Source organism: Microbacterium sp. UBA1097, assembly GCF_002313585.1.
GTDB lineage: Bacteria > Actinomycetota > Actinomycetes > Actinomycetales > Microbacteriaceae > Microbacterium.
This window is the reverse complement of sequence record NZ_DCBW01000008.1, coordinates 65,696-91,296: the sequence shown is the minus strand read 5'-3', so window position 1 is coordinate 91,296 and position 25,601 is coordinate 65,696. Positions and strand designations below refer to the sequence as shown.

The 25,601-nt window shown below is 67.1% G+C and carries 28 protein-coding genes; 7 read left to right on the top strand and 21 right to left on the bottom strand.

What is annotated here, in order from left to right; all coding sequences use genetic code 11:
* Positions 1–13: 13 nt before the first annotated feature.
* From B4F19_RS01835 to mftA, 4 genes are all read right to left on the bottom strand, one after another.
* Positions 14–823, bottom strand: coding sequence for a mycofactocin-coupled SDR family oxidoreductase (locus tag B4F19_RS01835; RefSeq protein ID WP_292732471.1), 810 nt, complete (start codon positions 821–823; stop codon positions 14–16).
* Positions 824–889: 66 nt separating this feature from the next.
* Positions 890–2,176, bottom strand: a complete 1,287-nt coding sequence (gene mftC / locus B4F19_RS01830; protein ID WP_292732469.1) for a mycofactocin radical SAM maturase — start codon at positions 2,174–2,176, stop codon at positions 890–892.
* A complete protein-coding gene (gene mftB / locus B4F19_RS01825) occupies positions 2,173–2,439 on the bottom strand; it encodes a mycofactocin biosynthesis chaperone MftB (RefSeq protein WP_292732467.1) in 267 nt (88 codons plus the stop codon). Before mftB ends, mftC begins: the two co-directional genes overlap by 4 nt.
* A 19-nt stretch (positions 2,440–2,458) precedes the next feature.
* A complete protein-coding gene (gene mftA / locus B4F19_RS01820; RefSeq protein WP_292732465.1) occupies positions 2,459–2,569 on the bottom strand; it encodes a mycofactocin precursor MftA in 111 nt (36 codons plus the stop codon).
* Positions 2,570–2,660: 91 nt separating this feature from the next.
* Here mftA and mftR point away from each other — a divergent pair, with 91 nt between their 5' ends.
* Together mftR and B4F19_RS01810 are read left to right on the top strand one after the other, a co-directional pair.
* Positions 2,661–3,269 (top strand): mycofactocin system transcriptional regulator, encoded by a 609-nt coding sequence (gene mftR, locus B4F19_RS01815; protein WP_292732463.1) that lies wholly within the window; start codon positions 2,661–2,663, stop codon positions 3,267–3,269.
* Positions 3,266–4,831, top strand: coding sequence for a GMC family oxidoreductase (locus B4F19_RS01810; protein WP_292732461.1), 1,566 nt, complete (start codon positions 3,266–3,268; stop codon positions 4,829–4,831). Before mftR ends, B4F19_RS01810 begins: the two co-directional genes overlap by 4 nt.
* A 25-nt stretch (positions 4,832–4,856) precedes the next feature.
* On the opposite strand, the gene B4F19_RS01805 is transcribed toward B4F19_RS01810, so the two are convergent.
* Together B4F19_RS01805 and B4F19_RS01800 are read right to left on the bottom strand one after the other, a co-directional pair.
* On the bottom strand, positions 4,857–5,540 hold the full coding sequence (locus B4F19_RS01805) for a hypothetical protein (protein ID WP_292732460.1): 684 nt from the start codon (positions 5,538–5,540) through the stop codon (positions 4,857–4,859).
* Between the two features lie 46 nt (positions 5,541–5,586).
* Entirely contained in the window at positions 5,587–6,093 is a 507-nt protein-coding gene (locus B4F19_RS01800) for an amino-acid N-acetyltransferase (protein ID WP_292732458.1), read from the bottom strand.
* Between the two features lie 182 nt (positions 6,094–6,275).
* Between B4F19_RS01800 and B4F19_RS01795 the strand changes: the two genes are divergently transcribed.
* Positions 6,276–6,533, top strand: a complete 258-nt coding sequence (locus B4F19_RS01795) for a hypothetical protein (RefSeq protein WP_292732456.1) — start codon at positions 6,276–6,278, stop codon at positions 6,531–6,533.
* A gap of 58 nt (positions 6,534–6,591) precedes the next feature.
* Here B4F19_RS01795 and B4F19_RS01790 read toward each other — a convergent pair whose 3' ends face one another.
* On the bottom strand, positions 6,592–9,120 hold the full coding sequence (locus B4F19_RS01790) for an ATP-dependent Clp protease ATP-binding subunit (RefSeq protein ID WP_292732454.1): 2,529 nt from the start codon (positions 9,118–9,120) through the stop codon (positions 6,592–6,594).
* 291 nt (positions 9,121–9,411) lie between these two features.
* Here B4F19_RS01790 and B4F19_RS01785 point away from each other — a divergent pair, with 291 nt between their 5' ends.
* Genes B4F19_RS01785 through B4F19_RS01775 form a run of 3 tightly spaced genes read left to right on the top strand, consistent with a single transcriptional unit; the run spans position 9,412 to position 11,046 of the window.
* Entirely contained in the window at positions 9,412–10,032 is a 621-nt protein-coding gene (locus B4F19_RS01785) for a hypothetical protein (RefSeq protein ID WP_292727082.1), read from the top strand.
* Positions 10,033–10,060: 28 nt separating this feature from the next.
* On the top strand, positions 10,061–10,804 hold the full coding sequence (locus B4F19_RS01780; RefSeq protein WP_292732452.1) for a hypothetical protein: 744 nt from the start codon (positions 10,061–10,063) through the stop codon (positions 10,802–10,804).
* Positions 10,801–11,046, top strand: a complete 246-nt coding sequence (locus tag B4F19_RS01775; protein WP_228177469.1) for a helix-turn-helix domain-containing protein — start codon at positions 10,801–10,803, stop codon at positions 11,044–11,046. The genes B4F19_RS01780 and B4F19_RS01775 overlap by 4 nt, the downstream gene beginning before the upstream one ends.
* Positions 11,047–11,135: 89 nt before the next feature.
* On the opposite strand, the gene B4F19_RS01770 is transcribed toward B4F19_RS01775, so the two are convergent.
* The 4 genes from B4F19_RS01770 to B4F19_RS01755 all read right to left on the bottom strand — a co-directional run bounded on the left by B4F19_RS01770 (position 11,136) and on the right by B4F19_RS01755 (position 14,865).
* Positions 11,136–12,026, bottom strand: a complete 891-nt coding sequence (locus B4F19_RS01770) for a hypothetical protein (RefSeq protein ID WP_228177470.1) — start codon at positions 12,024–12,026, stop codon at positions 11,136–11,138.
* A 361-nt stretch (positions 12,027–12,387) separates the two neighbouring features.
* Positions 12,388–13,086 carry a hypothetical protein gene (locus B4F19_RS01765; RefSeq protein WP_292727076.1) on the bottom strand — a complete coding sequence of 233 codons (699 nt, stop codon included), beginning with the start codon at positions 13,084–13,086 and terminating at the stop codon, positions 12,388–12,390.
* 22 nt (positions 13,087–13,108) lie between these two features.
* Entirely contained in the window at positions 13,109–14,623 is a 1,515-nt protein-coding gene (gene cls, locus B4F19_RS01760; RefSeq protein WP_292732450.1) for a cardiolipin synthase, read from the bottom strand.
* A 53-nt stretch (positions 14,624–14,676) separates the two neighbouring features.
* Entirely contained in the window at positions 14,677–14,865 is a 189-nt protein-coding gene (locus B4F19_RS01755) for a hypothetical protein (protein WP_292732448.1), read from the bottom strand.
* Between the two features lie 109 nt (positions 14,866–14,974).
* Here B4F19_RS01755 and B4F19_RS01750 point away from each other — a divergent pair, with 109 nt between their 5' ends.
* Positions 14,975–16,084, top strand: coding sequence for a DUF4192 domain-containing protein (locus tag B4F19_RS01750; RefSeq protein ID WP_292729062.1), 1,110 nt, complete (start codon positions 14,975–14,977; stop codon positions 16,082–16,084).
* Positions 16,085–16,099: 15 nt separating this feature from the next.
* Here B4F19_RS01750 and lysS read toward each other — a convergent pair whose 3' ends face one another.
* From lysS to ftsH, 10 genes are all read right to left on the bottom strand, one after another.
* Positions 16,100–17,659 carry a lysine--tRNA ligase gene (lysS, locus tag B4F19_RS01745; protein ID WP_228177475.1) on the bottom strand — a complete coding sequence of 520 codons (1,560 nt, stop codon included), beginning with the start codon at positions 17,657–17,659 and terminating at the stop codon, positions 16,100–16,102.
* A gap of 77 nt (positions 17,660–17,736) precedes the next feature.
* Positions 17,737–18,432, bottom strand: a complete 696-nt coding sequence (locus tag B4F19_RS01740) for a Rossmann-like and DUF2520 domain-containing protein (protein WP_349675938.1) — start codon at positions 18,430–18,432, stop codon at positions 17,737–17,739.
* Complete coding sequence (locus B4F19_RS01735; RefSeq protein WP_228177476.1) at positions 18,429–19,997, bottom strand: PH domain-containing protein; 1,569 nt, start codon at positions 19,995–19,997, stop codon at positions 18,429–18,431. Before B4F19_RS01735 ends, B4F19_RS01740 begins: the two co-directional genes overlap by 4 nt.
* On the bottom strand, positions 19,994–20,494 hold the full coding sequence (locus B4F19_RS01730; protein ID WP_374198002.1) for a PH domain-containing protein: 501 nt from the start codon (positions 20,492–20,494) through the stop codon (positions 19,994–19,996). The genes B4F19_RS01735 and B4F19_RS01730 overlap by 4 nt, the downstream gene beginning before the upstream one ends.
* Positions 20,495–20,699: 205 nt before the next feature.
* A complete protein-coding gene (locus B4F19_RS01725) occupies positions 20,700–21,191 on the bottom strand; it encodes a DUF3180 domain-containing protein (protein ID WP_228177477.1) in 492 nt (163 codons plus the stop codon).
* Positions 21,188–21,721: a 2-amino-4-hydroxy-6-hydroxymethyldihydropteridine diphosphokinase gene (folK, locus tag B4F19_RS01720; protein ID WP_292729066.1), complete on the bottom strand. Its 534-nt coding sequence runs from the start codon at positions 21,719–21,721 to the stop codon at positions 21,188–21,190. The genes B4F19_RS01725 and folK overlap by 4 nt, the downstream gene beginning before the upstream one ends.
* Entirely contained in the window at positions 21,718–22,098 is a 381-nt protein-coding gene (gene folB, locus B4F19_RS01715) for a dihydroneopterin aldolase (RefSeq protein ID WP_228177479.1), read from the bottom strand. The genes folK and folB overlap by 4 nt, the downstream gene beginning before the upstream one ends.
* Positions 22,082–22,987, bottom strand: a complete 906-nt coding sequence (gene folP / locus B4F19_RS01710) for a dihydropteroate synthase (RefSeq protein WP_292732446.1) — start codon at positions 22,985–22,987, stop codon at positions 22,082–22,084. The genes folB and folP overlap by 17 nt, the downstream gene beginning before the upstream one ends.
* 1 nt (position 22,988) lies before the next feature.
* Positions 22,989–23,573, bottom strand: coding sequence for a GTP cyclohydrolase I (gene folE, locus B4F19_RS01705; RefSeq protein WP_228177481.1), 585 nt, complete (start codon positions 23,571–23,573; stop codon positions 22,989–22,991).
* 9 nt (positions 23,574–23,582) lie between these two features.
* A complete protein-coding gene (ftsH, locus tag B4F19_RS01700) occupies positions 23,583–25,589 on the bottom strand; it encodes an ATP-dependent zinc metalloprotease FtsH (RefSeq protein ID WP_228177482.1) in 2,007 nt (668 codons plus the stop codon).
* Between the last annotated feature and the right edge of the window lie 12 nt (positions 25,590–25,601).

Sequence of the window (25,601 nt, the reverse complement as noted above, 5' to 3'; positions counted from 1 at the left end):
AGGTTCCTTCTTCTCAGTACTCGGTGTTTCCCGCGTCAACGGTCATCGACAGAGCCGTGACATAGCGCGCCTCATCGCTGGCGAGGAACAGCACGGCGTTGGACTGGTCGCGTGGCTCCGTTGCCTGGATCGGCAGCATGTTGGCCAGCATCCCTCCCAGCACGGGGTTCTTCTCCAAGAGCGGCGGAAACGCCCCACCCATCTCACCCATCGGCGTTTCCACACCCGTGGGGTGGAGGGTGTTGACACGGATGTTGTGTATAGCGAGCTCAGCTGCGAAGGCCTTGCCCATACCCGTGACACCGAACTTCGAGGCCACATAGGGCATCAAGAATGGCAAGCCCTTCAGTCCCGCCGCGGAACTGGTCAGAATGATCGATCCGCCCCCGGCGGCGATGACGTGAGGCGCGGCCAGCTGGACGGTGTTGAACACGCCGGTCAGATTGATCGACACGACGTCGTCCCAGATCTGAGGCGTGACCTCGTCCCATGAGGCAATGATGCAGATCCCTGCATTGGCGACGACGATGTCGAGCTTGCCCAAGGCCGCGACGCCGTCGTCGATCGCTTTCTTGAATGCTTCGCGGTCCCGCACGTCAACCTTTGTGGCGATGATGCGACGGTCGAGCGCCTCGACCTGACGAACGGTTTCCGCCAGATCCTCCTCGGTCGCGTGGGAGTACTGCAGGTTCGGCACGGGTCCGCAGATGTCGACCGCGATGATGTCCGCTCCCTCCTCGGCCAGCCGCAACGCGTGGCTTCGGCCCTGACCGCGGGCGGCTCCGGTGATGAGGGCGACTTTGCCTTCGACTCTTCCAGCCATGATTTACCTTTCATTTGGGCGCGCAAAGCCGCCGCGACCGCGGCGCGGTCGTCGAGGACGGTGGCTTCACGAGGAGTGGGAGTGAATGCCTCCCAGGATGTCGACACCCTCCTGGGCGTCGGTCGAGATGGGGGTGAACCCGGCAAGCGGGCTCTCAGCGCAGGCACTCACGGGCGGCGCATCGATCTGATCGCGGCGGCGGATCGTCACGCGCACGGGACGCGGTCTCGGCGGCGAGGTGCGATGCGAGTGGTCTTGAGAGGGCTGGGGCAGTGAACCATTCTTGTTCTTCAGCGCTTCCTCGCCGAAACCTCGGACGCACTCGGGGTCAGGGCCGTCCAGGGGAAGCCCGGTAAAGAACTTCGCCGCCATGCATCCGCCCTTGCACGAGTCGAAGAACTGGCACGACGAGCACGCACCACCTGACTGCGGTTCCCGCAGTCGGGTGAACAACTCTGACTGCCGCCATACGGATGCGAATCCTGCGTCGCGGACATTCCCAGCCAGGAACTCATCGTGGATGGCGAAGGGGCACGCGTAGACATCTCCGATCGGATCGATCAGGCATACGACGCGACCGGCTCCGCAGAGGTTCAGGCCCGGAAGGGACGATCCGTATGCCGAGAGGTGGAAGAAGGAGTCGCCGGTGAGGACCTGGTCGCCGTGGCGCACGAGCCAGTCGTACAGTTCCCGCTGCTGCTCCCGCATCGGGTGCAGCTCGTCCCAGACGTCCGCCCCACGACCGGACGGCCGAAGACGCGTGAGCCGCAGTTGGGCGCCGTATCGGTCGGCGATGGCCTTGAACTCGTCGAGTTGACCGATGTTCGTCCGCGTACACACCACCGAGAGCTTGAATCCGCGCATCCCGGCATCCGCGAGGTTCTGCATCGCGCGCATCGCCGTCTCGTACGACCGCGGACCCCGGATGGCGTCATTGACCTCCGCTGTCGCACCGTCGAGCGAGATCTGCACGTCAACGTAGTCGTTGGCAGCGAGCCGCGCCGCGATCTCGGGGGTGATCTTCACGCCGTTCGTCGAGAACTTCACCCCGACGTGGTGCGCCGTCGCGTAGTCGACGAGTTCCCAGAAGTCGCTGCGGACCGTCGGCTCACCGCCGCCGATGTTGACGTAGAAGACCTGCATCCGTTCGAGTTCGTCGATGACGGCGCGGCACTCCTCGGTCGTGAGTTCGCGCGGGTCCCGGCGGCCCGAACTTGACAGGCAGTGCACGCACGAGAGATTGCAGGCGTAGGTGAGCTCCCAGGTCAGGCAGATGGGTGCGTCAAGTCCTCGCTCGAAGTGATCGACCAGTCGAAGCGGGGCGGCCGGAGGGGCATCGGATACGAGCGTCATGTCGTCCTCTGTTCGATCATCGCCGAGCCGGCGAGAGTCTCGAGCGCACCGAAGTACCGCTCGCGGTCACGGGGATCGACGCCGGCGGCGTCGCATGCCTCATCGAGACTGTCGACTCGATCGAGGCTCTCGACGATCGCGAGCAGCGTCCGGTCCTTCAGGAACGAGAGCTTGCGGGTGCCGAAGTGGTACAGCAGCGCCCCGAAAGGCTCGGGGCGCACCGACACCTGGGGACTGAGTCGCCAGGGCGTGTCGCGATTCATGGCGTCGCGCAGGACCTGTTCAGTACACGCCGCACATGCCGTCGATCGAGACTTCTTCGACGAGCGAACTCGACTCGATGACCTCTTCCTCCGAGGCGGTGACTTCCGATGCGGTCTTCGTCGGCTCCATGGGATGCTCCTCCTGGCGGTTTCGTCACGTCCTTGGCGAAACCTTCGTCGTGGCCGATACTAATGACACTCAGTGCCGAATGGAAGAGCTGATGAGCAACGCACAGCCAGATGGCCGGCCGCGCATCGGTCGCGCGCCCGCCACCACGCACGGCGAACTCAGCCACCTCGCTCTTGCTCTGTTTCTGGAGCGTGGTTTCGAGCAGACGACAGTCGACGACATCGTCGAAGCCGCTGGCATCGGCAGGCGCACGTTCTTCCGCTACTTCCGATCCAAGAACGACCTGCCGTGGGGGGACTTCGACCAGCTGCTGCGGCAGATGCGGGACTATCTCACCGCCCTGCCTGGCGACGTTCCGCTGCGAGATGCGCTGCGCTCGGCGGTCATCGAGTTCAACCGATTCCCGGCTGACGAGATCCCCGTCCACCGCGAGCGCATGTGGCTCCTGCTGAACGTGCCGACTCTGCTGGCGCACTCCACGCTGCGCTACATGGAGTGGCGGCAGGTCATCGCCGAGTTCGTGGCCGAACGTCTGCGCCAGCCTGCCGACGCTCTGGAGCCGCAGGCAATCGCCTGGGCCTGCCTCGGCTTGTCGCTCGCGTCCTACGAGCAGTGGCTGAGCCACGCGGATGCCGACCTCCTCGTGCTCATCGATGAGGCGTTCCGCAAGATGGGCGACACCTGGGGAGAGCATCCGTGACAACCGTTATCGTCGGGGCGGGCACCGCTGGATGCGCTCTTGCGGCACGCCTGAGCGAGGAACCCGACCGCCACGTGGTGCTGATCGAAGCCGGGGTTTCTGGCCCCGAGATACCCGCCGAGTTGCGGGATGCTGCCAGCATCCGCGGCGCCATGCCCGGCCACCCGGCAAACTGGTCGTTTCTCGGGCAACTGACCCCGGAGCTTGCTTACACCGTGGTGCGGGGAAAGGTCGTCGGCGGCTCCAGCGCGATCAACGGCGGGTACTTCATCCGGGCCCGACGCACCGACCACGACTCCTGGAGCGACGTTGGCGGCCGCCGATGGGAGTACGAGAACGCCCTCCCGGTCTGGCGCGATCTCGAGTCTGACCGCGACTTTGCCGCATCCGATGTTCACGGAGGCACCGGGCCCGTCCCCGTCAAGCGCCCCGAACCCGGTCGACTCGCGCAAGCCTTCCGTGGCGCCGCGCAGAGCCGGGGGCACCGTCTGGAACCCGACAAGAACGGCGAGCAGCCGCCCGGCGTGGGACCCGTACCCTCGAACATCATCGACGGCGTGCGGGTGAGTGCCGCAATGTCGTATCTCGCGCCGCACCGAGGCTCTGCCCGCCTGAACCTGATGCCGAGGACGACAGTCGGGCGAATCGTGTTTGAGGGCTCGCGAGCAGTCGGGGTGGAGACGTCGCGAGGCGTCATCCGCGGCGAAGAGATCGTGCTCGCGGCAGGAGCCATCGGCTCGGCGCGGATACTGCTCGCGTCGGGAATCGGGATGCCCGAAGACCTGGAGAAGCTCGGAATCCGTGTGCGCTCCGGGGTGCCGGTCGGCGCAGCGTTCTCGGATCATCCTGACATTTCGCTGTCCTGGCAGCCGGAAGGCCCGCTCTTCGACGCGGACGAACGATTCGCCTTTCCCGAAGCGCTCAACATCGATTCCGGGGAGCACCCCGAGGGTGACCTGGAGCTGCTGCTGTCTGTCAAGCCTCTCGGCTACCTGCTCACCGGCTCGCTGCGGCTGCGCGATGGCATGACGGCCGGCTTGCGGCATCCTGTTCGTTCGCTCCGAGCGGTGGCAGGCATCTCCGGGCGACGGGCTGCCGCGCAGATCGCCCACCGAGACGACCTCCCGCTGATCGTGGGGCTCCAAGCCCCGACCGGACGGGGCAGGCTCAGCCTGCGCGACGCTGATCCCTCTGCGCCACCGCGAATCGAGTATCGCTACCTTGAGGAGGAGTCTGACCTCTCACGCCTCGGCGCGGGCATCCGTGAAGCAGTCGCCCTCGTCGAGCACATGGGGGGACGGGTAACCGAGATCGCAGCCGCCGACCTCGACAGCGATGTAGCGCTGAACGCCTGGATGCGCAGCCATCTGGGAACAGCCATCCACATGTGTGGCACGGCGCCCATGGGCCCTGTCGTCGATGGCGCAGGACGAGTACACGGTATCGAGGGGCTACGGGTAGCGGATACGTCGATCCTGCCCGTGGTTCCCGCGCGTGGGCCTGCGGCATCCGCGGTGCTCGTCGGCGAGATCATTGCTCGCGCGATGCGCGACGACGATTAGGCCGTGCCGCGGAGGACCCGCGCTCTCAGTAGAGGAAGAACTGCTTGGTCTGGTCCGAGGCGATGCCGCCGATCTCCACGGCGAGGTGGTACGACGCACCACCAGCGCCTGCCGCCGGGCGCGACTCGGCGTCGCACGTGCTGACCGATGAGCGGGTGCGGTCCCACGTCAGCGGTGTCGCGCTATCGACTGTCTGGCCAGCCTCCAGCGTCACGATCATGTCGCTCGGGTCGGTCTGACAGTCTGTCGAACGCCACCACGTGTCACTACCACTGGTGATCGTGAACGACTGCGTCGTGGTTCCGACGTTGATCGTGCACGAGGCATCCGAGGTGTTCGTGAGCCGGATCGACAGCTGGGGGTTCTGGCCCGAGGCGTACTCGTCCTGGTCGGTGAGTGCCTCGACCGTCACGTCTCCGCGCGTGCACGTCGGGGGTGCGGTCTCCAGGGGGCCGGGGTCGGTGGTCGCCGCAGCCTCGGGTGTCGAAGAGTCAGTCGGAGCGGGCGTTGTCGCGCTCGGGGTCGGGCTGACGGATGACGTGCGGGTCGGCTTGGGACCGGCATCCGGCTGCGCAGCGCTCGACCACGGTTGGGCGACGAACAACCAGACAATCGCGGCGATGATCGCAATCAATGCGAGGAGCACGACGAGGCGCCGCCGACGGTACACACCCGGGGATGGGCGGCGACGCGGGGGCTGGCTGCTCATGCATCCAGGGTAGGCGCGGGGCCGCGCGACGCCGGATCGGCGCGCCTCAGTCGAAGGTCTTCAGCATCCGGGTGTTGCCGAGGGTGTTGGGCTTCACGTGGGCGAGGTCCAGGAACTCGGCGACGCCCTCGTCAGGGGAACGGATGAGCTGTGAGTAGACATCCGGGTCGACGACCTGTTCACCGATCACCTCGAAACCGCGGGCCGAGAAGAACTCGACCTCGAAGGTCAGGCAGAACAGCCGCCGCAACCCCAGGGCTCGGGCGTTCTCTTCCAGGCGGTCGACGATCGCGCGACCGACACCGTGATGCAGCCACTCGTCGGCGACGATGAGGGTGCGGATCTCGCCGAGGTCGTCCCACATCACATGCAGCGCGCCGCATCCGATGAGTCGACCGTCGGCATCCTCGGCAACGGTGAACTGCTGCACCGACTCGAACAGCACCACGAGGTCTTTGCCCAGGAGAACTCGTCGCTGCACCCAGGGTTCGAGGAGGGCCTGGATTGCGCGAACGTCCGCCGTTCGTGCCGGGCGGACGCTGAATTCGGTCATCCCCCCAGCCTAGAGCGCGAACTCTCCAAGGAATCTGCCAGGCACACCCTCTTCCCTGACTCACCGGCGCGGCGGATGATCGAGGTAGCACCACCGATCGCGCGGTGATGTCAAGCCCCCACCGTCTCGCCCGGTGCGGGTGGACCCTTCAGGAGCAGTTCCCTTCAACGGGAGGAGCCACCATGGTCCCCACGACATCCACCCCCACGCCCGCTGCCCCGCCACGCGCCGCTGCGCCGCCGGTGGAATCGGTCGTTCTCATCGCTCCCACCACGTACGAAGTACATCGGGCCGATCAGATCGTGGGCTATATCGACATCGTCGGCGGGGTCTATGTCGCCCTCGCCGGCGCCCGCTACGACCATGCGGTCGAGGTGCGGCAGTCGATCATCCTCGACACAGCGGTAGCGTCGCTCCTCGCGCCTTCCCTGGCGGCCTGAGGGAACGACGAAGGGGACGGATGCCGAAGCATCCGTCCCCTCTCAGCCTGTGCCGGGATCAGTCCGAGGTGATCGCCAGGTCAGGCGTGATCGAGATGTCGCCGCCCGAGATCACGCCGACCGCGACCTTCTCACCGCGCGGACCGTGCTCGAACAGGAACTGGCCGTTCTCGGCATCCACCTTCACGTGGTCGCCGGGGTTCAGTTCGCCGTGCAGGATCTTCTCGCTCAGCTGGTCCTCAATCTCGTGCTGCATCGCGCGACGCAGCGGGCGAGCACCGAGGGCCGGGTCGAACCCGACCTCGATGAGGCGATCCTTCGCGGCAAGCGACAGCTCGATCGTCATGTCGCGGTCGAGCAGGCGCTCGCCCAGGCGCTTCGTGAACAGGTCCACGATCTGACGCAGTTCGTCCTTATCGAGCTGCGGGAACACGATGATGTCGTCGACGCGGTTCAGGAACTCGGGCTTGAAGTGCCGCTTGAGCTCTTCGTTCACCTTGCCCTTCATCCGGTCGTAGGACGTCGCGGTGTCACCCTCGACCTGGAACCCGACCGGGCCGCCGGCGATAGCCTGCGAACCGAGGTTCGTGGTCATGATGATGACCGTGTTCTTGAAGTCCACGATGCGGCCCTGACCGTCGGTCAAGCGGCCCTCTTCGAGGATCTGCAGGAGCGAGTTGAAGATGTCGGGGTGAGCCTTCTCGATCTCGTCGAACAGTACGACCGAGAACGGCTTGCGGCGCACCTTCTCGGTGAGCTGGCCGCCCTCTTCGAACCCGACGAATCCGGGAGGGGCACCGAACAGTCGCGAAACCGTGTGCTTCTCACCGAACTCGCTCATGTCGAGCGAGATCAGGGCGCCCTCGTCGTCGAACAGGAACTCGGCGAGCGCCTTGGCAAGCTCGGTCTTTCCGACACCGGTCGGACCGGCGAAGATGAACGAACCGGAGGGGCGCTTGGGGTCCTTCAGACCCGCACGCGTGCGGCGGATCGTCTTGGACAGCGCGGCGATCGCCTCTTCCTGGCCGATGACGCGCTGGTGCAGCGCCTTCTCCATGAAGACCAGGCGGCTGGATTCCTCCTCGGTGAGCTTGAACACCGGGATGCCGGTGGCCTGGGCGAGCACCTCGGCGATCAGACCCTCGTCGACCACCGCGGGCGATGAGACCTCGCCCGAACGCCACTGCTTCTCGAGGCGCAGCCGCTCGGCGAGCAGGCTCTTCTCCTCGTCGCGCAGCGCCGCTGCCTTCTCGAAGTCCTGGTCTTCCGACGCAGCTTCCTTCTGCTCCCGAACCTTGGCGATCTTCTCGTCGAACTCGCGAAGCTCGGGCGGGCTCGACAGGATGCTCAGGCGCAGGCGCGCGCCGGCCTCATCGATCAGGTCGATCGCCTTGTCGGGCAGGAAGCGGTCGCTGACGTAGCGGTCGGCGAGGTTCGCGGCGGCGACGATCGCGCCATCCGTGATCTGCACCTTGTGGTGAGCCTCGTACCGGTCGCGCAGCCCCTTCAGGATGTTGATCGCGTGGGGCAGGCTCGGCTCGGCGACCTGGATCGGCTGGAAGCGGCGCTCGAGCGCAGCATCCTTCTCGAAGTGCTTGCGGTACTCGTCCAGGGTCGTGGCACCGATGGTCTGGAGCTCGCCACGCGCGAGCAGCGGCTTCAGAATGGATGCCGCGTCGATCGCACCTTCGGCGGCACCGGCACCGACGAGGGTGTGGATCTCGTCGATGAACACGATGATGTCGCCGCGGGTGCGGATCTCCTTGGTGACCTTCTTCAGGCGCTCTTCGAAGTCGCCGCGGTAGCGGGACCCGGCGATGAGCGAACCGAGGTCGAGCGAGTAGAGCTGCTTGTCCTTCAGCGTCTCGGGAACGTCACCCTTCACGATCGCCTGCGCGAGACCCTCGACGACGGCGGTCTTGCCGACGCCGGGCTCACCGATCAGCACGGGGTTGTTCTTGGAGCGACGCGAGAGGATCTGCATGACCCGCTCGATTTCCTTCTCGCGCCCGATGACGGGGTCGAGCTTGTTGTCGCGAGCAGCCTGGGTGAGGTTGCGACCGAACTGGTCGAGCACCTGCGATCCGCCCTGAGCTGTGCCCTGGGCCTGCTCGCCGGCGCCTGTGGCGACACCCGCGGGCTCCTTGCCCTGGTAGCCCGAGAGCAGCTGAATGACCTGCTGGCGCACCTTGTTGAGGTCGGCGCCGAGCTTGACGAGCACCTGAGCGGCAACGCCCTCGCCCTCACGGATGAGGCCGAGCAGGATGTGCTCGGTGCCGATGTAGTTGTGGCCGAGCTGCAGCGCCTCGCGCAGCGACAGCTCGAGGACCTTCTTGGCGCGCGGCGTGAACGGAATGTGTCCCGTCGGCTGCTGTTGGCCCTGGCCGATGATGTCTTGCACCTGCTCGCGCACGGCATCGAGCGAAATGCCGAGCGACTCGAGCGCCTTGGCAGCAACGCCCTCACCCTCATGGATCAGACCCAGGAGGATGTGCTCGGTGCCGATGTAGTTGTGGTTGAGCATCTTCGCCTCTTCTTGGGCGAGCACAACCACGCGACGGGCACGGTCGGTGAATCTCTCGAACATCCGCTTACTCCTTCGGCCGGTGAGTCGCTGGATGCTGACCCACTGCTGGCGTCGTACATCGAGAGTAACGATCGGGCGCGCAGGGTATGCCGCTGTTCGCTGGGGGCATACCGGGGCGGACCTTTGACGGAACCTCTCGCTCGTTTGCCGCAACACGCCGCGGCCACCGCGGTCACACCGCAGATTGCGGCAAGCGAGTCGCCTACGTGCCTATCCCGCACCGCAGTTGACGGCTGGCGCGACCCGTCTTATCGTTTACCGATAACAACGATATTCGATAAGGAGTCGAGCATGGCAGTCTCTCCGGATGCAGTAGTCATGCCCGCGCGGCCTGATCGCATCACTATTCGTGTGATCGCCGTCATCACCGCGCTACTGGGCGTTGCCCTCGCAACCGCACAGGTTTCTCGCGCGGTGTGGATGCTCACCTCACCCGAGGTCACGGTGAATCTCCTGGCCAACGGGGCCACCCCAGTTGCCAGCGATGCTGCCGTGTCAGCATCCATCGACACGGTAGCGGTTACGACAGACCTCGTTGCATCTTCACGGGTTCTCTTCGCCGTCGGTGCGATCATGCTCGCCCTCACGGCGATCATCGTGGCGCTGGCGGTGACATGGCTCCTCTGGTCCATCTCCTCGGAGATGCGCTTTCCGGTCGCGCTGCACCGGTTCACGTTTGCGGCCGGATTCGCTCTCGTGCTGGGACCACTGATCGGCACCGCCGCGCAGGGCTTCGGCTCGATGGAGGCTGCCCATACGACCAACGATGCCCTCGGCGGCATCCTGCTTGTCGGGTTCGGGGTCGACGGTTGGGGGTTCGCCGTCCCCCTCGTCGGGTTCGCCGTCCTGGCTCTCGGCTACGTCTTCCAGGCGATGCGCAGGATGCAGCGCGACACCGAGGGCCTCGTATGAGTCGTGACGCACCCGAAGGACGTTTCTCGTGACCGTTGCGTGGACCGACCTGGGCGGCGCGCTCATTGTCGGCGCGGTAGGCGCGTTGATCATCGGCCTGGTCTTCGCCGCGCTGGTCTGGGATGCTCGGCGTCGACGGGTTGGCTCCGTCCTCCTCGATGTCACAGGAGCGGTTGCCCGTATCTGGGTAGCACTCGTGGTCGTGGGTGCCGTGTTCGGCTTGATCAGCCTCGTCGTTTCGCCGACGACGAGCATCACGGATGTTCCGATCACAACGGCATGGCCGAGCGCACTTCCCTGCCAGAGCTCGGGCGGGACGATGCCGAGCGCGACAGCGCTCTACTGCGGCACCATCGACTCTGCGTCGCTCGAGGTGGCAGGGCTCGGCGCCGATGTGAGGTCGCTCATCTTCGTTGGAGGCCTGCTCGCGTACGTCACCGCGGCAACGCCCGGCGTGCTCGTTTCCGTTCCGTGCCGCATCGCCGCCGCTGGCCGGCCGTTCGCTCGACGCGCGCCACGGTGGCTCCTCACGTCAGCGGTTGTCGTTCTCATCGGGGGAACCGCGTCCGAGGTCCTTCTCTCGATCGCTCGTTACCTGACTTCGCACGAGGTACTTCCGGACGCGTCGTCTGGCGCGGCGATAAGCGCGCCCGTCACCTTCCAGCTCATCATCCCCATCTGGCCGATCGGATGTGCTCTCGGGCTCGCGGCTCTGGCCGTGATCTTCCGCTACGGTTCACGCATGCAGCGCGACACCGAGGGACTGGTGTGAGCCCCGCCGAAGCCGAGGACGACGGAGCGAGCGGGATCCACTGTCGTCTCGACGAGTTGCTCGCCGAACGCGGGATGACGCTCACCCGACTGTCCGAGCTTGTCGGCGTCTCGGTGGTGAATCTCTCAATCCTCAAGAACGATCGCGCTCGCGCCATCCGCTACTCGACTCTGTCGGCGATCTGCCACGCGCTGGATTGCGAAGTCGGCGACCTCCTCGTCCGTGCCGACGGATCGGACTAGGCATCCGCCCGCGCGCTAGTATCCGTTCGTTTGCCCCAAACCGTGCGCGGGCGCCGTCGCTCACGGCGTGTTGCGGCAAGTGAACAGGGTCAGTCGCGGGCAGCAAGGGCGAGACGGATACGGGTGAACAGCTCCTCGCGGTGGCGGTAGAGATCGTCCTTCGTGACCCTCACGATCCGCCAACCCCGTTCGACGAGCATCTCGTGGCGCCGAATGTCCCGCGCCCACTGCTCCGGGTCGCGGAGGTGATGCTCTCCCTCGTATTCGAAGCACACACCTGCGCCGGGGTAAGCGAGGTCGAGAAGTGCGAGCAGTCGATCCCCGTCCAAGACCGGCCAGTTGCACTCAGGCTCCAGCAACCCCGCCTCAACGAACGCGAGCCTGAGGTGTGTCTCGGGCCGAGATCTCGAGCGCGTACGAACCAGCGGGCGCGCTGCTCGCAACCGGTCCACCCCGAGCCGGCGGCCCGCCCCCAGAGCGCGGTCCAGATCCGCAACGGATGCCAGAGCTGCGGCATCCGTCTCCCACATCGGCTCGCGCACCGCGGCGTCGCCGACAGCGACGAGATCTTCCAGCGCGAGCTCAGTGGCAAGTTCTGCCCACACCGCCGCGGGCGTCGATACCCTCAGGCCGGTCAGGGGATGGATGCTCACCTCAGCCAGATGCGGCGAGATCGACCGGCCCCGGATGCCGCGAGCTCGTCCCGCCCGCGCCGGGAGCCTGACCGCAACATCCAGGGGGCGCGCCATCGCAGCATCACCGCGGCTTCGCGCGAGCAGGCTCTGCGGCGGCAGTGGCAGCCCCCACAGGACGGCGGCGGTGACGTGACTGAAGAACTCCTCCTCGCGCATCCGCCGGGAGTACTCGATGGCGCGCCGCACGATCGACTCTTCGCCGTCATCCGCTTCGACGTGGTCGACCGAACGCACACCGTGGAACGGACGGGAGAGGTCCTTCCGTCGCAGGCGGGAATCTGACATGCCGAAATGCCGTGCGGTAGCGACAGAAAACGGAGGCACGAGCCCATCGGGAAGCGGTGTCGCCTGCGGCATCCGTTCACGATTCCTCGCGCCCGCCTGCCCCAGCGTGTAAGAAACTCGACCGGGGAGAAGTCGCGCGGGTTACTGAGTGGGGAGGACCACTGTCAGGGCGCGGCTAACGCCTTCGTTTGCCGCAAACCGAGCCTCGGGGCCGTCGCCCACGGCGTGTTGCGGCAAGTGAACGGATGCCTCAGCCAGCGAGCACGGGTTCGTTTGCCGCAAACCGCATGGTGCCGAGTCGGCGCACGGCGTGTTGCGGCAAACGAACGGGGGAGGATGCGCCGGGCGGGCGAACGAGGCGTCAGTCGCTGGCGCCGTAGATCGTAATCGTCTGGTCGAAGGAGTCGCCGGTGAGCACGAGCTGCACGTCCTCGACGCCGGAGAGGCCGTCGGCGAAGGCGAAGTTCGTGCGCGGCGCCATGTCGGCGGTGCAGACCTGGTCGGCGGGCGGATCCTGGAACGTCACCGTCACTTCCGCCTCACCGGTGACTTCGCTCGATTCGACGACCGGCACGCAACCCGAGGAGCCCCAGGTCAGGATGACGAACTGGCCCTGCTGCTGGGTCCAGCCAGCTGTCGGCTCGTAGTCAGTTTCGCCGCCGGGGCCGGCTAGGCCGGACGCGCCCGCGAGCGTCACATCGCCGTAGTAGCCGGCCTCACTGGTGACCCAGATCTCCAGGTCTTGCGACGGGTCGACCCCGTTGGGCACGGTGACGAGCGTCGCGCGGGGAACGAGGTCGCGGGTGCACGCGGTGTCGGCATCCGGCTCCACCAGCTCGACGGCGAGCGCTCCGTCGGAGTTGATCTCCGCCGACTCCGCGGTGGGAACACAGGTACTCGAGCCGGATGTCACGACGGCGATGATCCGGCCGTCATCGAGCCACGCTGCCTCGACGTCGGTTTCTTGCCCCGCTGGCGCATCGGAGCCACTGAGGCACCCGGTGAGGCTGAGCGCGGCGGCGGAGCCGAGAACAACTGATGCAAGGATGCGGCGCTTCATGAGGCTCCTTGGGGCAACGCTGCTACTGGAGTGCAGAGGTGAGTCGGGCGAGGTTATCCAACACCGTGGACCTGAGTGGTTGCTTGAGCCACTCCTCAAGCGTGAGTTCGCGGCTGAGGGATCGGTACTCGGCCTCGACGCGGCGCATGTCGGCGACGAACTCCTCGCCACGCACCATCATCGAGATCTCCATGTTGAGGCCGAAGGAGCGCATGTCCATGTTGCTCGAGCCGATGACGGCGACCTCGTCATCGATCGTGAGGCTCTTCGAGTGCAGGATGAAGGGTCTCTTGTACATCCAGATCTTGACCCCGGCGCGAAGAAGGGCTTCGTAGTAGCTGCGCTGCGCGTGGTAGACCATCGCCTGGTCGCCCTCTTCGGAGACGAACAGTTCGACGTGGATGCCACGTTGGCACGCGGTCACGAGCGAGAGCAACAGGGCCTCTTCGGGTACGAAGTACGGGCTGACGATGATGATCTTCTCGCGCGCGGCGAACAGAAGACCCATGAACAGCTTGAGGTTGTTCTGGTACTCGAATCCCGGGCCCGACGGGACGATCTGGCAGTCGAGGTTCCCGTCCGAGGAGGCCACGGATGACAGATCGACCTGGTCCGCGAGGATCTCGCCGGTCTCGGCATACCAGTCCGAAAGGAAGACGACATCGATCGACGAGACGACCGGACCCTCGACCCGCGCCAGGAGGTCGACCCAGTGCAGCCCACGCTTGATGTTCTTCTTCAGGTTGTACGTGGAATCGGTGACGTTCTGTGATCCGACGAAGGCCACGTTGCCGTCGACCACGAGAAGCTTGCGGTGATTACGCAGGTCGGGCCGCTGCCACTTGCCCTTGAGCGGCTGCACGGGAAGCATGAGCTTCCACGCGGCACCCATCCGGTCCAGTCGCGCCAGCGTCTTCTTGTAGAAGGGCTTCCCGCGGTTCGCCCAGTGGTCGAGAAGCACCCGGACCGTGACACCGCGCGCCGCGACCTCCTCGAGAGCCGCGAAGAAGTTGTCGGTCGATGCGTCAGTCTGCAGGATGTAGAACTCGACGTGTACGTAGCGCTCTGCTCCCCGAATCGCGTCGGCCATCGCGTCGAGGCTCGCTTGGTAATCGGAGATGAGCGTGGCTTGGTTGTCACCGGTCAGCGGCATCGCGCCGAGGTTGGTGTTGAGGTCGACCAGCCCGCGGAACCAGGCCGGCGCACCGGGCCGAAGGGTTCCGACCGAGACTGCCTCACCGTTCTCGCGCAGCGCGTCGTTGATCTGCTCCTGCTGCTGACGGCGCTTGCGAGGCAACCGCGGGTTGCCGATCAGCAGGAAGAGCAGCACACCGACGAACGGGATGAAGTAGATCGCGAGCAACCACGCCATCGCCGATGTCGGGCGGCGGTTGCGCGGGATGACGATGATCGCCGTGATACGGATGGCGAGGTCGAACAGGAAGACAGCGAGCAGCCACCAGAACGCGAGGTCTGGAAAATCGAACGTGACATCCACGTCGCCGGTCGTGAACGGCACGAGTCGTGCAGGCACCATGCGTTCGCTCCCTTCGCTGCGACGTTCTCACGCCAGCGTAGTGGGAAGTGGCGCTACTGCTCGGTCGTGGTCGCCGCCGGGGGCAGCCCGCGCGCCGCGCGTTCCTCGGCGTCGATGCGCGCGTACTCGCGACGCTCGTTGCGATCGGCACGGATGATGCTGCGCAGAACCCAGAAGAACAGACCTGACACCACGATGGTGGGCAGGATCGCCCACAACGCTGCTACCCAGAAGCTGTCCACCCCTCCAGGATACGCGGCCCTCTCTCCCCAGGTCGCGCCCACGGCGACCTATCCCCGTTCGGATGCACTCCCGGCGGCCCGTCGCGGCATGACCCGCATGCTCGACCCCATGACTCCGATCATCCACGCAACCTCGCCCGCCGAGTTCCTCACCGTCGTTCCGCGACTGCTCGGGTTCGTTCCCCAACGCAGTGTCGTGCTGGTGCCGTTCCGGCGCGGTCGCAGCCGCGGCGCCATGCGCCTGGACCTCCCACCCGATGACGACCGCGCCGACGAGATCGCCGCGACCATGATCGGGCTGGTGTGCCGGGTGCCCGAGGCCGACGGCTGCGCGATCGTCGTCTACGGCGACACTGATGCTCCTGCTCGCACCCTTGTCGAGGGAATCGAGCGTCGAGCCGAGGCCTGCGGGGTGCTGATCGTGGAGGCATTGTGGGTCGCAGGACGGCGGTGGGGGTCCTACGCGCGGTCTGACTCGGGTTCGGTGCCGACTGCCGATGACCTCCCGCCAGGCATCGAGGACGTCGCAGCACCGGAGGCGAATCAGTACGCTGGCGCAGATCTGCTCCCCCTCGATGCGAGTAGGTCGACCGCGGTCGAGGCCGCCTGTGAGGCGCTCGACGCCGCCATCCGCGCGCTCGTGCTCGCCGACGCAGATCATCCGACAACCGACCCCGCACGCATCGATCCCCGCGCCTTCGCGGCCGCGTGTCTGCTCGATGACCTTCCGGCATTCGTGGAGCGGCTCCTGGGCTCGGATGCCGCAGCACTCGATCCGTTCGAGATCGCCGCCGCCGCGTGGGCGCTCGGAAGGCCGTCACTGCGCGACATCGCCCTCATCTGCTGGGTCGACGGGATCGACGCGGGAGACGAAGCCGCGCAGGCGCAGGCTTGCTGGGAAGACGGCGCAGAGTATCCGAGCGAGATCGCGATGCGCCTGTGGGGCGAGGGCCCGCGGCCCTCACCCGAACGGCTCGGACGTGCGCTACTGCTGGCGCGACACATCGCCAGCGCCGTCCCTGCCTCCAGGCGCCCGGGACCGCTGGCGGTCGCGGCGTGGTTCTCGTGGGCACTCGGCCGGTCAACCCACGCTGACCTCTTCGCCCAACAGGCGACAGCGATAGAGCCCGAACACGGCCTCGCCGAGATCGTGCGCTCGTTCGTGGGCGCGGGTCACCTGCCCGATTGGGCGTTCCGGCTCGACGAGCCGGAACAGTGACCGGCGGCGGCCGCCCTACTTCACGAGCGGGAAGAGAATGGTTTCACGGATGCCGAGACCCGTGATCGCCATGAGGAGCCGGTCGATTCCCATCCCCATGCCACCGGTGGGCGGCATCCCGTGCTCGAGGGCACGCAGGAACTCCTCGTCGATCCGCATGGCCTCGTCGTCACCGCGGGCCGCGAGCTTGGCCTGCTCTTCGAAGCGCTGGCGCTGGATGACCGGGTCCACGAGCTCGGAGTAGCCGGTCGCCAGCTCGAAGCCCCGGACGTAGAGGTCCCACTTCTCGACGACCCCCGGAATGGACCGGTGCTCACGCACGAGCGGGCTCGTGTCGAGGGGGAAGTCCATGACGAACGTGGGACGCACGAGCGTCGGCTTGACGAAGTGCTCCCACAGCTCTTCGACGAGCTTTCCGGGAATCGGGTGCGCAGGCACATCGACGCCGAAGCGCTCCGCGATCGTCGTCAGGTCGGCGAGCGGTGTTGCGGCGTCGATGCGGGGAGCGGCATCCGCGCCCTCCCACGCGTCGGCAAGAGCGTCGTTGAGCGAGTCGTACATCGACATCCGCTCCCACTCGCCGCCGAGGTCATAGACCGTGCCGTCGGCCCAGGTCACCTCGGTCGAGCCGGTCACGGCGATCGCGGCGTTCTGGATGAGCTCCTGCGTGAGGTCGGCGATGCCGTTGTAATCGCTGTAGGCCTGGTAGGCCTCGAGCATCGCGAACTCGGGGCTGTGGGTCGAGTCGGCGCCCTCGTTGCGGAAGTTGCGGTTGATTTCGAAGACGCGGTCGATGCCACCGACCACGGCGCGCTTGAGGAACAGCTCGGGCGCAATGCGCAGATAGAGCTCGGTGTCGAATGCGTTGGAGTGGGTGATGAAGGGACGGGCTGATGCCCCGCCGTGCTGCACCTGCAGCATGGGCGTCTCGACCTCCACGAAACCGTGGGCGGCGAACGTGTCGCGCAGGCTCCGGTTGACCCCGGCGCGGGCGAGCACGGTCTGGCGCGCCTGATCGCGGGCGATGAGATCGAGGAACCGGCTGCGGACGCGGCTCTCCTCGCTCAGTTCCGCATAGAGGTTCGGCAGGGGCAGCAGCGCCTTGGCGGCGATCGTCCACTCGGCCACCATGATCGACAGTTCACCCCGCCGGCTCGAGATCACCTCGCCGGTCACCGCGACGTGGTCGCCGAGGTCGACGAGTTCCTTCCAGCGCTGCAGAGACTCCTCGCCCACCGCGGCAAGCGACACCATGGCCTGGATGCGACTGCCGTCCCCCGCCTGCAGCGCGGCGAAACACAGCTTGCCGGTGTTGCGGCTGAAGACGACCCGTCCCGCAACCGAGACTGTCTCTCCCGTCTCGTCGCCGGCCTCGAGGTGGGCGAAGCGTTCGCGAACCTCAGCGATCGAGGCGGTGACCGGGACACTCACCGGATAGGCGCCGCCCGCGGCATCCGTTCGCTCTGCCAGCAGCCGCTCGCGCTTGGCCAGCCGCACCGCCTTCTGCTCGAAGACGTCCTCGTCGGATGCTTCGGGGGCGGCGTCCGCGGGCACGGCGGCAGAGGTGTCGGTCATGAGGGGAGCTCCTTGAAAATCGTCGCCCAGTCTATCCGCGGGGCCATCGTGACTCCGCTGGCGCGGAAGCTCTGGACTCAGTCCGCGGGCGGGCGGATGTCGTCGACCCCCGCCTCCACGAGCGCGTGGTCGACTGTCGTGTGCATGAGCGCCGCGAGGTAGCGGCCGGGCTCGGTGACACCGGCCGCATGCAGCAGGTCGGTGGCCTGGCGGATGATGGATCTCGAGAAGTCGGTAGCGGTCGCGATCCCCTCGGCATAGGCGGGTCGGTCAGCCTCGGCGATGATCACAGGCTCGCAGCCCAGCTCGACCCCGAGCGCCTGTGCGATCGGCAGCACGGGGGCGGGGGCCGTGACCGCGGCATACGCCCCGATCAGTGTCCGCAGGTCTATCGAGGTGCCCGTGAACGCGATAGCCGGATGGATCGCCAGCGGAATCGCGCCGCGCGCCATCGCCGGTGCGAGCACTCCGGTGCCGAACGCCGGATCGGTGTGCACCACGAGTTGGCCGGCCTGCCAGGCGTCGAGCTCCGCGAGTCCGGTCACGAGTCCGTCGATCTGATCGTGGGGAACGGCGATAACGACGAGCTGGCTCTCGCGCACAACGTCCTGCGGGTCCCTGATGGGAACTCCCGGAAGGATCGCGGCGACACGGTCGTCATCCGATCCGCTCGTGATCGAGACGATCGCGTGCCCGGCGCCGGCCAGCGCGGCACCGATCACGGGTCCGACTCTGCCGGCACCCACGATCCCGACGCGCAGCCGGTCGCTCACTCGTCCCCCGCCCAGCGGTGCGAGCGGTCGGTCGCGACAGCGCCGATAGCGGCTCGCTCACCGTCATCGAACAGGCGCAGCGCATCGTCTCGGTCGAGGATGCCGAGGCTCCCCGACACGCGACCGGCGACCGTGTGGGCGCGGATGTTCGCCACCCGCAGCGCGCGGTCGACCGGGCCCTGGCTCACCTCAAGGCTCTGCATCCGAGCCAGCGGCACGACCGCGAGGGTCCGCCAGATCCGACCCCGCCGCAGGAACAGCGCGTCAGTTCCGAGCCAGAATCCGTTGCGGCGCCACGAGAGGGGTCGAAGCAGCCGTGCCCGCTTCGGCGTGGTCGTATAGGGGTCGTCGGCGACGGGACCGAGGGCGCCGTTGTCGACGATCATCGGCCAGTCATCTTCGGCAATCGTCGGCAGGATGAGCCGGAGGACCCGCTCGACATCGGCGCGGTTACCCACCGGCAGCACGGTGCCGAACTGGTCGTTGGCCCCATCGCTCATGCTGCGGCCCGACAGCCGGTTGATGCGGATCGCCCACCAGCCGAACGGGCGCCACATGAGCGGCTGGGTGACCTCGACGGCGTGGATGCGTCCCGGCGGAATGATCTCGGTGATCGTCGTCAGCAGCCCGTAGGTGATTCGAACACCGCTGGGCGTCGGGGCGATCGAGTATCGGAGCGAGCGGGTGATCGAGCGGATCCAGTAGGCACCGAAACCGAGGACTGCCGGGACCACGCCGAACAGCACCCACCCGGTCGTCGTGACAGCCCCGGTGACGATCGCGGCGATCGCCGCCACCAGAAAGATCGTCGTACCCGACAGGGTCTGCGAGGCGACCAGTCGTCCGACCGGAATCGAAACTACCGACTCCGGTTCGGCAACGGGCGCCTCCGCTCCCGCGATCAGCCCGGTGATTCCTGCCGACACGGTTTCGGATGCCGTCGCGCGCCGCCCGGCCTCACCGCGCGCGCCCAACTGGCGGCCCGACGCCAACCGCAGGATGTCGCCACGAATCGCCTCGGCATTCGCGGTCGACAGGTACTCCAGCTTGACGTTCGCGTCGAGGCCCGCTCCCACAACCTCGAGTTTGGCCAGGCCGAACAGGCGCGCGATCGTCGGGCGGGTCAGGTTCACGCCCTGCACCCGGTCGAGCGGTGCGCGCCGGTGCGACCGGAAGACCACACCCGAGCGCACCTCGACGTCGTCATCCGTGATGCGGAAGCTGTGGAAGCGCCAGCCGAGATAGAAGAGCCCGACCAGCACGATCACGACTCCGAGCACCACGAGGGTCGCAACCAGGATCAGGTTGTGCGAGACGACGTAGTCGACGGGGTCTCCGGGGATCTGCTCTCCCTCGAAGCCGGGAGCCAGCCACGGCAGGAAGATCGCGATCAGCCGGTCGCGCATGTTCGCGATGATCACGCCCGCGACGATCACCAACACCAGTCCACCCCGGAACAGCGGGGTGAGGGGGTGCATCCGATGCCACTCGCCGTCGCTGAGCGGCGAACGCACCTCCGCAGCGGGAGGCGGGGTGGCAGGCGAGGCGGGAGTGGGGTCGGTCACAGGCCGGTCCGGCGGGTCTCTGCCACCGCGATGAGGGTGTCGCGCAGCTGCTCGGCGGCGTCTTGACGGATGCCGGGAATGGCGACCCCGGTGGTGGCTGCCGCGGTCACGAGCTTGAGCTGCGCGATTCCGAACCCCCGATCGAGCGGACCGTGCGTGATGTCGACCAGCTGCATCCGTCCGTAGGGCACGGCGACAACCCGCTGCCAGAGGATGCCCTTGCGAAAGACCAGGTCGTCCTCGCGCAACTGGTAGCCGTAGGCGCGGGCCTGCCGCGGCGTGATCGCGAGCGTGAACGCGAGGATCACCAGCAGGATGCCGGCCGGAATCCAGACCCACCACGCCCCGACGATCAACGAGATCGCGAGCGCTGCGCCGAGCACGAGGAGAAACACGATGCCCGACGAGATCAGCTGCACCCAGACGTACTGCCGGGCGAGTTGGTGCCAGGTTCCGTCGCCGAGCGGGAGCCGGTTCTCGGAGCGCGGCTCGAGGATCTGCGTGAACGTGCCTTCATCGTCGATCACGTCGCGCGTGACGTGAGCCGAGCGGTCGTGGGCGATCGCCGACTCGACGGTCTCACCATCTGCCACCGCCGAAGTCTTCGTGTCCTCAGTGGCTGTGGCGTCAGCGCCTGGACCGTCAGTGGCTGGACCCTCAGTGGCTGGACCCTCAGTGGCTGGACCCTCAGTGGCTGGACCCTCAGTGACTGTGGGCTCCGAATCCGGGGTCGACGCCTCCGGGCTGTTCGTCATCGTCATCCTTCCGGATCGTGCACAGATACTCGGCCACAAGCCCCGCCGCCACCAGCAGGAGCCCGGCAACGAGCGTTGCCAACTGGGTCGCCATCGAGCCTAACGGCGGCACGACGGGTCGCGTCAGGAGGAAAACCACCAGTCCTCCCGAGAAGCCCACGGATGCCGCGCCGAGCAGGCTCGATGCCTTCGCAAGCATCGCGATGCGCAGCGCCCGGAACGGGTTGATCGCGGCGCGCGTGTGCCCGCGGGATGCGCGCCACACCGGGATCGCGAAAGCTACCACGATGGCCCCCAACGCGATCAGCAGAACGGGAAGCGTGATCAGCGGCGTGAAGGTTGCACGACCCGTTGCCGTGAGCAGTTGGTTCACAAGGAACCCGCCGGCGAGCGCGATAGCGGCGGTGACGATCAGGATGCCGGCACCGGTGCGCCTCACGACGAAGCCCCGAGTCGCTCGAGGAGGTCGGCAACCCGCCCGGCACCGACGAGGGAAGCATCCGGATCAATGCTGAGCCACGGTGCGAGCACGAAGTCGCGCTCGGCAGCGCGCGGATGGGGAAGCGTCAGCGTCGGGGTGTCGCAGACCACGTCGCCGTAGGCGATGAGATCCAGATCCAGGGTGCGGTCTCCCCAGCGTTCGCGGCGCACCCGTCCGTGCCGGTCCTCGATGGTGTGCAGGTAGCTCAGCAGGACGGTCGGTGCGAGGCGCGTCGTGACGATGGCGACGGCGTTGAGGTATCCGGGTGCGTCGGGATCGGGCCCGTCGAGAGTGACCGCGACCGACTCGATCGGCTCCGACATTCTCACCGCCGACACCAGCGGCAGGTGCTCGAGTGCGGCTGCTGCAGCTGCCAGCGTCTCGTGCCGGTCACCGAGGTTCGCACCCAGCGCCACCACCGCGTCGACGGCAGGAGCGGCATCCGTGTGTGTGCCGCCCTGCATGCCCTCGGCCAGGCGTCGACTCATTCGCCGGCCTCCGCGCGTTCGCGGGTGATCGTCACCGAGACGTCAGTGAACTGCTGCTGGATCGGAGCCTGCGGCTTGTGCACCGTCACCCGCACCACGAAGACACCGGGGAAGGCGAGCACGCGATCGGCGATGTGCTCGGCGAGCGTCTCGATGAGGTTCACCGGATCGCCTGCGACGATCTGCGCAACAGCGTCAGCTACCTCGCCGTAGTGGACAGTATCGGCGACGTCGTCCGTCTGGGCGGCCCGCTCGGCGCTCACGCTCAGGACGAGGTCGATGACGAAGTCCTGGCCGTTCTCGCGCTCATGATCGAAGACGCCATGGTGGCCGAAGACGCGAAGCCCCTCGAGCCGGATCTCATCGAGCTGCGGCATCCGAACCCCCCCACAGCTCCGCAACCCGCAGAGCGTCGCGCGTGGCGGCCACGTCGTGCACCCGCACGCCCCATACGCCGGCGCGCGCGGCGAGGGCACTCGTGACAGCCGTGGCGCCATCGCGCCGGGCTTCGGTGACCGCGCCTACCGTGTCGCCTGACGGGTCCTCGCCGCCGGCTCGCGTTGCCGCGGCTCCGGTCCGCTGTGTGAAGCGACGCTCGGCGTCGACGGATGCCTCGGCCAGCGCCTCAGCCAGGAAGCGCTTGCGGCTCGTGCCGAGCAGCACCCGCTGGCCCGCCGCGACAAGCTGCGGAAGCGCCCGGAGAACTTCCCAGTTCTGCTCCGGGCGCTTGCCGAACCCGATGCCGGGATCGACGATGATCCGATCCGCGCCGATGCCGGCATCCCGGGCAGCCGCGACCCGCTCGGCGAGTTCGGCTGTCACCTCGGCTGCCACGTCGGCGTACTGCGCCGGTGCGTACATCTCCCGCGAGGGCCCGCGCCAGTGCCCGAGGATGATCTCGGCGTCGGTCTCGGCGACGGCAGGGAGCATCGCGGCATCCGCGAGCCCACCCGAGACGTCGTTGACGATCCGCGCGCCCGAGTCGACAGCGGCAAGTGCCGTCGATGCGTTCATCGTGTCGATGCTGATCCAAGCGCCGCGCTGCGCGAGGGCACGGATGACGGGCACCACCCTGTCGCGTTCGATCGAGGGGTCAACCCGTTCGGCACCCGGGCGGGTCGATTCGCCGCCGACGTCGAGGATGTCGGCACCGGCAGCCCACAGCGCCAGGCCGTGCGAGATCGCAGCTCCCGTGTCGAGGTAGCGCCCGCCGTCGCTGAACGAATCGGTCGTGACGTTCACGACCCCCATTACGAGCGTCGACATCTCAGTTCGCTCCGATGAGTGCGATCAGCTCGGCGCGAGCGACCGGCTCTTCGTAGGCCCCGCGGGCGGCGATCGTCACGGTGGATGCGTCGGTCTGCCGGCCGCCGCGCATCGTGACGCACTCGTGGGTGGCATCCAGCACGACGAGCACCCCACGCGCATCGAGCGCGTCAGAGATGGTGTCGGCGATCTGCTCGGCAAGGCGCTCCTGCACCTGCGGCCGGGCCGCGAGCACGTCGACGACCTTGGGAAGCGCACCGAGTCCCACGACCTTCTCGCCGGGAAGGTACGCGATGTGGGCGTGCCCGCGGAAGGGGAGCAGGTGGTGTTCGCAGACGGAGCGGAACAGGATGTCGCGCAGCATCACCGCACCCGAGGGCAGCGTCTCTGGTGCCGGGCCGCGCGAAATCGAGATCGTGTGGGCAAGCGGCGCAGCCGGGTCCTCGCCGATGCCGCTGAAGAACTCAGAGTAGGCATCCGCCACCCGTTCGGGGGTCAGCTTCAATCCGGGGCGATCAGGGTCTTCCCCGATCGCCTCGAGCAGTTCGCGCACCAGTGCGGCGACGCGTTCACGATCAACGGCCACCAGGCGAGCCTACGCGGTTGCGGGACGCGCCTGTCCGGTCGGCCGCCGTCGCGGCGCCTTCTCGGCAGACCCCGCGTCAGCCTCCGTCGAGGCGGCAACGCCGGCCGGCGCGGGACGACGCGGAACCTCGACCGGGGGCAGCACCGAGACCGGACGCTGCTCGCTCGAAAGCCACTGCGGGCGCTCGGGCAGCTTCTTGACGTCCTTGAAGATCTCTTCGATCTCGAGGTGGTCGAGCGTCTCCTTCTCGAGCAGCTCGAGAGCAAGCTTGTCGAGGATGTCGCGGTTGTCGTTGATGACCTGGTAGGCCTCGTTGTGGGCTTGCTCGATGAGCGCCCGCACTTCGGCATCCACTCGCTCGGCGATCCGCTCGCTGTAGTCACGACCGTGACCCATGTCGCGGCCCATGAAGACCTCACCCGAGCCCTGACCGAGCTTGACGGGTCCGACATCCGTGGTCATGCCGTACTCGGTGACCATCTTGCGGGCGATGCCCGTCGCCTTCTCGATGTCGTTGGAGGCGCCCGTGGTGGGGTCGTGGAAGACGATCTCTTCGGCCACGCGGCCGCCCATCGCGTACGCGAGCTGGTCTTGCAGTTCGTTGCGGGTGACCGAGTACTTGTCATCGATCGGCATGACCATCGTGTAGCCGAGGGCCCGGCCGCGCGGGAGGATCGTGATCTTCGTGACGGGGTCGGTGTAGTTCATCGCCGCCGCGGCAAGGGCGTGTCCGCCCTCGTGGTAGGCGGTGATGAGCTTCTCCTTGTCCTTCATGATTCGGGTGCGGCGCTGGGGACCGGCCAGCACGCGGTCGATCGCCTCGTCGAGCGCGCGGTTGTCGATCAGCTGCGCGTTCGAGCGCGCCGTCAGAAGCGCTGCTTCATTCAGGACGTTCGCGAGGTCGGCACCCGTGAAGCCGGGGGTCTTGCGGGCGACGACCTCAAGGTCGACACCGTCGGCGAGAGGCTTGCCGCGGCCGTGCACCTCGAGGATGCGCTTGCGACCCTGCAGGTCAGGGGCGTCCACACCGATCTGACGGTCGAAACGGCCGGGGCGCAGCAGCGCCGGGTCGAGGATGTCGGGACGGTTCGTCGCCGCGATGACGATGACGTTGGCCTTGGGGTCGAACCCGTCCATCTCGACGAGCATCTGGTTCAGTGTCTGCTCGCGCTCGTCGTGGCCGCCGCCCATACCGGCACCGCGGTGACGACCGACAGCGTCGATCTCGTCGATGAAGATGATCGCCGGCGCGCTTTCCTTGGCCTGGTTGAACAAGTCACGCACGCGGCTCGCGCCGACACCGACGAACATCTCGACGAAGTCCGAGCCCGAGATCGAGTAGAACGGCACGCCAGCCTCGCCGGCCACCGCGCGGGCAAGCAGGGTCTTGCCGGTTCCGGGAGGGCCGTACAGCAACACGCCCTTCGGGATGCGAGCACCGACAGCCTGGAACTTCGCGGGCTCCTTCAGGAAGTCCTTAATCTCCTGGAGCTCTTCGATCGCCTCATCCGAGCCGGCGACATCGTCGAACGTGACGGTCGGGCTCTCCTTCGTGACGAGCTTGGCGCGGGAGCGGCCGAACTGCATGACCTTGCTGCCACCGCCCTGCGCGGAGGAGAGCAGGAACCAGAACAGCACACCGAGCAACAGGATCGGGAGGAACAGCGACAGGAAGCCGTCGAACCACGTAGCCCGGGGGACGACGTCGTTGTATCCGTCGGCGGGGTTTGCCGCGTCGATCGCGTTCACGACCTCTTCGGCCCGCGCCGTCACGTAATAGAACTGCACGTCGGTGGCGCCTTCGTACGGCGTCGACAGCGTCATGTCGACCCGCTGGTCGCCGTCGGTGTTCACGACCTCGGTGACCGTGTTCCCAGCCAGCAGATCAAGCCCCTGCTGGGTCGTGATCTGCTTGGCACCGCCCAGGGTCGACATGAGCGTGAATCCGATGATGAGGAACACCGCGATGAGCGCGACGTACAGCAGCGGGTTGCGTGTGAGCTTCTTGAAATCCATGGTTCGGGGCGA

What these genes read in the sequence shown, in the direction of transcription:
- B4F19_RS01835 (WP_292732471.1), bottom strand. Translation starts at nt 823, where the DNA reads ATGGCTGGAAGAGTCGAAGGCAAAGTCGCCCTCATCACCGGAGCCGCC.
- mftC (WP_292732469.1), bottom strand. Translation starts at nt 2,176, where the DNA reads ATGACGCTCGTATCCGATGCCCCTCCGGCCGCCCCGCTTCGACTGGTC.
- mftB (WP_292732467.1), bottom strand. Translation starts at nt 2,439, where the DNA reads ATGAATCGCGACACGCCCTGGCGACTCAGTCCCCAGGTGTCGGTGCGC.
- mftA (WP_292732465.1), bottom strand. Translation starts at nt 2,569, where the DNA reads ATGGAGCCGACGAAGACCGCATCGGAAGTCACCGCCTCGGAGGAAGAG.
- mftR (WP_292732463.1), top strand. Translation starts at nt 2,661, where the DNA reads ATGAGCAACGCACAGCCAGATGGCCGGCCGCGCATCGGTCGCGCGCCC.
- B4F19_RS01805 (WP_292732460.1), bottom strand. Translation starts at nt 5,540, where the DNA reads ATGAGCAGCCAGCCCCCGCGTCGCCGCCCATCCCCGGGTGTGTACCGT.
- B4F19_RS01800 (WP_292732458.1), bottom strand. Translation starts at nt 6,093, where the DNA reads ATGACCGAATTCAGCGTCCGCCCGGCACGAACGGCGGACGTTCGCGCA.
- B4F19_RS01795 (WP_292732456.1), top strand. Translation starts at nt 6,276, where the DNA reads ATGGTCCCCACGACATCCACCCCCACGCCCGCTGCCCCGCCACGCGCC.
- B4F19_RS01790 (WP_292732454.1), bottom strand. Translation starts at nt 9,120, where the DNA reads ATGTTCGAGAGATTCACCGACCGTGCCCGTCGCGTGGTTGTGCTCGCC.
- B4F19_RS01785 (WP_292727082.1), top strand. Translation starts at nt 9,412, where the DNA reads ATGGCAGTCTCTCCGGATGCAGTAGTCATGCCCGCGCGGCCTGATCGC.
- B4F19_RS01770 (WP_228177470.1), bottom strand. Translation starts at nt 12,026, where the DNA reads ATGTCAGATTCCCGCCTGCGACGGAAGGACCTCTCCCGTCCGTTCCAC.
- B4F19_RS01765 (WP_292727076.1), bottom strand. Translation starts at nt 13,086, where the DNA reads ATGAAGCGCCGCATCCTTGCATCAGTTGTTCTCGGCTCCGCCGCCGCG.
- cls (WP_292732450.1), bottom strand. Translation starts at nt 14,623, where the DNA reads ATGGTGCCTGCACGACTCGTGCCGTTCACGACCGGCGACGTGGATGTC.
- B4F19_RS01750 (WP_292729062.1), top strand. Translation starts at nt 14,975, where the DNA reads ATGACTCCGATCATCCACGCAACCTCGCCCGCCGAGTTCCTCACCGTC.
- lysS (WP_228177475.1), bottom strand. Translation starts at nt 17,659, where the DNA reads ATGACCGACACCTCTGCCGCCGTGCCCGCGGACGCCGCCCCCGAAGCA.
- folK (WP_292729066.1), bottom strand. Translation starts at nt 21,721, where the DNA reads ATGAGTCGACGCCTGGCCGAGGGCATGCAGGGCGGCACACACACGGAT.
- folB (WP_228177479.1), bottom strand. Translation starts at nt 22,098, where the DNA reads ATGCCGCAGCTCGATGAGATCCGGCTCGAGGGGCTTCGCGTCTTCGGC.
- folP (WP_292732446.1), bottom strand. Translation starts at nt 22,987, where the DNA reads ATGTCGACGCTCGTAATGGGGGTCGTGAACGTCACGACCGATTCGTTC.
- ftsH (WP_228177482.1), bottom strand. Translation starts at nt 25,589, where the DNA reads ATGGATTTCAAGAAGCTCACACGCAACCCGCTGCTGTACGTCGCGCTC.